The sequence below is a fragment of the Peptacetobacter sp. genome (assembly GCF_029264495.1).
Classification (GTDB): Bacteria; Bacillota; Clostridia; order Peptostreptococcales; family Peptostreptococcaceae; genus Peptacetobacter.
Map to the genome: position 1 here is coordinate 1 of NZ_JARIBH010000079.1, position 5887 is coordinate 5887.

Consider the following 5887-nt stretch of genomic DNA (forward strand, 5'->3'; position numbering starts at 1 on the left):
TAAAAAATAAAATTAGGAGAGAAAAAAATGCTAGTATCATTAATAATGCCAACATTAAATAGATATGATGAAATACCTTTATTAATGGATAGTTTAGAAAATCAAACGTACAAAAACTTTGAATTAATAATAGTAGATCAAAATGATAATGATAAAGTAAAATGCATAGCAGATAAATATAAAGATAAAATCGATATAAAATATATAAAAAGTGATAAATTAGGATTAAGTTATAATAGAAATATAGGTATTGATGCAGCTAAAGGAGAAATCATTGCTTTTCCAGACGATGATTGCGTATACGAATTGGATACATTAGAGAAAGTAACTAATTTTTTCAAAGAAAATAAAGATTATAAAATATACAGCTGCAAAACTATGGATTTTAATAAGATTGATTCATTTATAAAAATGAATGAGGGGATTTGTGAAATAGAAAGTACAAACATATCTAAAACAGTATGCTCAATAACATTTTTTGTGAATTTTGGTAAAAAAGAAAATTACACTAAGTTTGATGAGAGATTAGGTGTTGGAGCTGAATTTGGAGCAGGCGAAGAAACGGATTATGTTTTAGATTTATTGAGTAGGGGATATAGAGGAAAATATTTTGGAGATAATATAATATATCATCCAGCAAAAAAACACTCTAAATCAAAAGATAAATATAATAGAGATTTTAATTATGGTAGAGGATTTGGTGCTCTTTGTAAAAAAGAAATTGTCTACAGAAAAAATTATAAATTTATAAAGGTTATGGCATATAAATTGATAAGAAATATTGGAGGGATAATTTTAAATAAAGATAGAGATTATCATCAAGCTACTATAAAAGGAAGAATAGAAGGATTTAGAAAATATAAATTATAAAGATAGATGAGGTAAATTTATGATGAATAAAATAAAAATATTACTCAATATGATTGTAGCTTTTTTACTCTATCCATTTAATAAGAATAAATTTAAAAATAGAAGAATATGGTTAATAGGTGGACACTCTGGAGATATATATGATGATAATTCTAAGTTTTTATATGAATATATTTTAAAAAATCATAAAGAAATAGATATATATTGGGTAATAGATAAAAATAGTAAAGTAAAAGATAAAATTCCAGGCAATAAGCTTATAAAAGGAAGTATAGAAAATTATTTATACTATTATAATTCTGAGGCTATAATTTTTTCTCATGCACCTTCTGCTGATATAGCACCATATAATTTTGTAGTACCTGTATTAAATAGGTTCCATAAAAAAACATTTAAAGTATTTTTAAATCATGGAGCTATAAGTTTTAAGAAAAGAAAACCAATGAATGCAAAATTAAAAAATATTATAGATAATTTAATGAGAAGTTATAATATGGCAACAGCTATATCTGATTTTGAAAGGGATATAATGGTAAATGAGTGGGATATGGATAAAAATGCTGTTTTAGTTTTAGGGAGTGCAAGACAGGATAATCTACCATTAAATAAAAGACCAGAAAATAGAGATATTTTATACATGCCAACTTGGAGAGATTGGATAAAATTTGGAGAAAAAAAATTTACAGATACGGAATATTTTAAAAATATAATGATATTTTTAAATGATGAAAGATTAAATGAAGTTTTAGAAAAAAATAATGCAAATATAAAATTCTATATGCATCACTTAATGCATGAATTTATAGATGATATAAAAGAAAATATAACAGGTAAAAGAATAATCTTTTTAGATAAAGATGTTACTTTGGCAGATGAAATAACATCTTCAATAGCAAATATAACAGATTATTCAGGGGTAGCAATGGATTTTATGTATATGGATAGACCTATACTTTTTTATCAATTTGATGTAGAGAAGTATAAAAAAGAAGTAGATTCATATATAGATTTAGATAATGAAATGTTTGCATCAGTTGCATATAATAAAGATCAAGCAGTAGAAGAACTTACTAAAATAATAGAAAGTGGATTTGAAGTAACTAAAAGTCAAAAGGATGCAAGAAATAAATTTTTCAAATATAATGATAATGAAAACTGTAAAAGAATTTGTGATTCAATATTAGAAAAATTAAATAAATAATAAAAAATAATGAGGACGATGATATGAAAGAAAATTTAGTATCTATAATTACTCCCATGTATAATTCTGAAAGATACATTGTAAGCACAATAGAATCAGTTCTTAACCAAACTTATAAAGATTGGGAAATGATAATTGTCGATGATTGTTCTACGGACTCTTCTTCTGAAATAGCAAAATCATATTCAGAAAAAGATGAAAGAATAAAATATATTAGGACTGAAAAAAATGCAGGTGTTTCAAATGCAAGAAATGTAGCTTTAAAAATGGCTACAGGTTCTTTTTTAGCTTTTTTAGATAGTGATGATACTTGGGAAAAAGAGAAACTTGAAAAACAAATAGATTTTATGAAAAAAAATGAGTATGTTATAACATTTACAGCATATGAACTAATGGATGAAAATAGTAATAAGATACATAAAGAAATAATGGTACCGGAAAGTGTGGACTATAAAACTTTATTAAAAGGAAATGTTTTAGGTTGTCTTACTGTAATAATAGATAGAAAAAAACTCGGTTTTGAAATAAAGATGAGTGGTGAAAGACATGAAGATTATGTTTTATGGTTATCTATATTAAAAAAAGGTATAAAAGCTTATGGATTAAATGAAATTTTAGCTGCTTATAGAAAATCAAGTAATTCTCTTAGTGGAAATAAATTTAAAGCAGCAAAATGGACTTGGAATATATATAGAAATATAGAGAAGATACCTCTACCAAAGGCTATATATTATTTTATAAATTATGCTATAAATGGTATAAAGAAAAGTTAGAAAGGATAAATAGTTATGTATAAATATAAATTTACAATATTTACTCCTACATATAATAGAGAATATACGTTACCAAAACTTTATGAAGATTTAAAAAAACAGACATATAAAGATTTTGAATGGCTGATTGTAGATGATGGAAGTACAGACAATACAGAAGAGTTAATATTAAATTTTCAAAAGGAAAATATTTTAAATATTAGATACATAAAGAAAAAAAATGGAGGAAAACACACTGCTATAAATGTAGGTGTAAAAGAAGCTTACGGAGAATTTTTCTTTATTGTAGATAGTGATGATGGACTTATGCCGAATTCTATGGACCTAGTTATACAAGAATGGAATAAGATTGACAATAAAGAAGAATTTTGTGGTGTTGTTGGACTTTGTTCAAAGATGGAAGATGGAAAAACTTTGGGAACAGAAATACCAAAAGAACATTTGATTTCACATTTTGCTCAACTATATTATAAGTTTGGAGTAAAAGGAGATAAAACAATAGTATTTCTAACAGATATTTTAAAACAATACCCATTTCCCGAAAGAGAAGGAATAAAATTCCTACCAGAAAGTGTTGTATGGTATGAAATATCAAAATATTATAAAGTTATATGTATAAATGAGCCTATGATAATAAGAGAATATTTAGAAGATGGACTTACTAAAAATATTCTCAAAAAAAGTGCATTAAAGGGAAGAGCATTAGAATATTTATATCTTACAAATCAAAATACTTATCCAATTAAAGATTTTCCATATATGTGGATAAAAAATTATATAAATTTAGCTAGATATTCACTTTTATCAGATAGTAAGTATTTTAAGGAAATAAATAAATTTGGAGACAAATTAATGTATATATTATGTTTCCCGTTGGGATATTATAAATATCTAAAGCAAAGAAAATTTGTTAAGGAGTAACTTATTAATAGCAAAATAAGATTGCTACTAGATAAGGAGAGAAAAATATGAATGAACCATTGGTATCAATAATAACTCCTGTGTATAATGCTGAGAAGTTTTTAGAGGATACAATAAAATCAATAATAAAGCAGTCATATGAAAATTGGGAACTTATACTAGTAGATGACTGCTCAAAGGATAGTTCATCAGATATAATAAAAGAATATAAAAAAAATGATGATAGAATAAAATATATTAAATTAGAAAAAAATTCAGGGGCATCAATAAGTAGAAATACAGGTATAAAAAATGCAAAAGGTAGGTTTATAGCATTTGTAGATAGTGATGACCTTTGGGAAGAAACGAAATTAGAAAAACAAGTAGAGTATATGTTAAAAAATGATATAGGATTTTCATTTACATCATATAGATATATGAGAGAAAATGGAGAAAAGACTAATAAAGTAGCAAAAGCTCCGTTTAAAATTGACTATGAAGGACTTTTAAAAAATACTATAATAGGATGTTCAACTGTTTTAATTGATAGAAATATTGTTGGGGATTTTGAAATGCCAATAGTAAAAAGAGGTCAAGATACAGCTACATGGCTTAAAATACTTAGAAGTGAGAAGTATGCATATGGTATAGAAGAAGCTTTGGTGAATTATAGAATAGTTGGAAATTCATTATCAAGCAATAAAATGAAAGCATTAAAAAGAACTTGGAACACATATAGAAACGTTGAAGGTTTAAGTCTTTTTAAAAGTGTTTATGTCTTTTGTTTTTATGTATGTAATGCTATTAAGAAAAGATTATAGCGTTGACAATTAGGAGGAGAAAAATGAAAATTTCAGTTGCAGGAACAGGATATGTTGGTTTAGTAACAGGTGCATGTCTAGCTGAAAAAGGACATGAAGTAATTTGTGTTGATATAGATGAGAAAAAAGTAGAAAGTATGAAAAAAGGAATATCACCTATATACGAAAAAGGCCTAGAAGATATAATGCAGAAAAATTATAAAGAAGGTAGACTTGATTATACAATAGATTATAAATCTGCATATAAATTATCTGATGTTATATTTATAGCAGTAGGAACACCAGAAAGAAGTGATGGATCTGCAAATTTAGATTATATAAGAAGTGTAGCATCTCAGATAATAGAATCTATAGAAAAAGATACATTAATAGTTATAAAATCAACAGTTCCAATAGGAACTAATGAAAAAATAGAACAGTATATTAGAAAAAAATTAAACTCTGATGTATATATAGAAGTTGCGTCAAATCCAGAGTTTTTAGCACAGGGAACAGCAGTAGAAGATACACTTCATGCATCTAGAATAGTTGTAGGTGTAGAAAGTGAATGGGCATCAGATATAATGAAAAAAATATATGAGCCATTTGATATTCCTATGGTAATAACAAATAGAAATAGTGCAGAAATGATAAAATATGCTTCAAATGACTTTCTAGCATTAAAAATATCTTATATGAATGATATAGCTAATTTATGTGAGATAGTAGGTGCAAATGTTGAAGATGTAGCAAAAGGTATGAGTTATGATGAAAGAATAGGAAGTAAATTCTTAAGAGCAGGAATAGGATATGGAGGTTCTTGTTTCCCTAAAGATACAAAAGCACTTCACTGGTTATCTGCACAAAATGGTTATGAGTTAAAGACAGTAAAAGCAGCTATAGAAGTAAATGAGCAACAAAAATTAAAATTAGTAAGAGCCGCAGCAGAAAAAATAGAATCTTTTAAAGATATGAAAGTTGCAATTTTAGGACTTACTTTTAAGCCAGGAACAGATGATTTAAGAGAATCACCAGCTATTGTAAATATAGAATATTTGCTTGAAAGAGGAGCAAATGTTTTTGCATTTGATCCAGTAGGAGAAGAAAATACTAAGAAAAAATTTGGAGATGCTATAACGTATACAAAAACAGCAAAAGAAGCATTAAAAGATGCAAAAATATGTTTTATAATGACAGAATGGGAAGAAATAAAAAATCTTAGACCAGAAGATTTTAAAGAAATGATGTCTGATTATATTGTATATGACGGTAGAAATTGCTATCTTCCTGAAGAAATGAAAAATGCTGGAATAGAATACCATTCTATAGGAAGAAATTAAATT

General features: G+C 26.0%; 6 protein-coding genes. All 6 read left to right on the plus strand.

Features of this window, described 5'->3' with window-relative positions; translation table 11 throughout:
- The first annotated feature begins 27 nt into the window (after window positions 1-27).
- The 6 genes from Q1J78_RS07775 to Q1J78_RS07800 are packed head-to-tail and all read left to right on the plus strand — an operon-like array spanning window position 28 to window position 5884.
- Window positions 28-870, plus strand: a complete 843-nt coding sequence (locus tag Q1J78_RS07775) for a glycosyltransferase family 2 protein (RefSeq protein ID WP_300278908.1) — start codon at window positions 28-30, stop codon at window positions 868-870.
- Between the two features lie 19 nt (window positions 871-889).
- A complete protein-coding gene (locus tag Q1J78_RS07780) occupies window positions 890-2071 on the plus strand; it encodes a CDP-glycerol glycerophosphotransferase family protein (protein WP_300278910.1) in 1182 nt (393 codons plus the stop codon).
- Between the two features lie 23 nt (window positions 2072-2094).
- Window positions 2095-2844, plus strand: coding sequence for a glycosyltransferase family 2 protein (locus Q1J78_RS07785; protein ID WP_300278913.1), 750 nt, complete (start codon window positions 2095-2097; stop codon window positions 2842-2844).
- Window positions 2845-2859: 15 nt separating this feature from the next.
- Window positions 2860-3765 (plus strand): glycosyltransferase family 2 protein, encoded by a 906-nt coding sequence (locus Q1J78_RS07790; protein ID WP_300278916.1) that lies wholly within the window; start codon window positions 2860-2862, stop codon window positions 3763-3765.
- A gap of 47 nt (window positions 3766-3812) precedes the next feature.
- Entirely contained in the window at window positions 3813-4565 is a 753-nt protein-coding gene (locus tag Q1J78_RS07795; protein ID WP_300278919.1) for a glycosyltransferase family 2 protein, read from the plus strand.
- A gap of 23 nt (window positions 4566-4588) precedes the next feature.
- Window positions 4589-5884: a UDP-glucose dehydrogenase family protein gene (locus tag Q1J78_RS07800; RefSeq protein ID WP_300278922.1), complete on the plus strand. Its 1296-nt coding sequence runs from the start codon at window positions 4589-4591 to the stop codon at window positions 5882-5884.
- Window positions 5885-5887 lie beyond the last annotated feature (3 nt).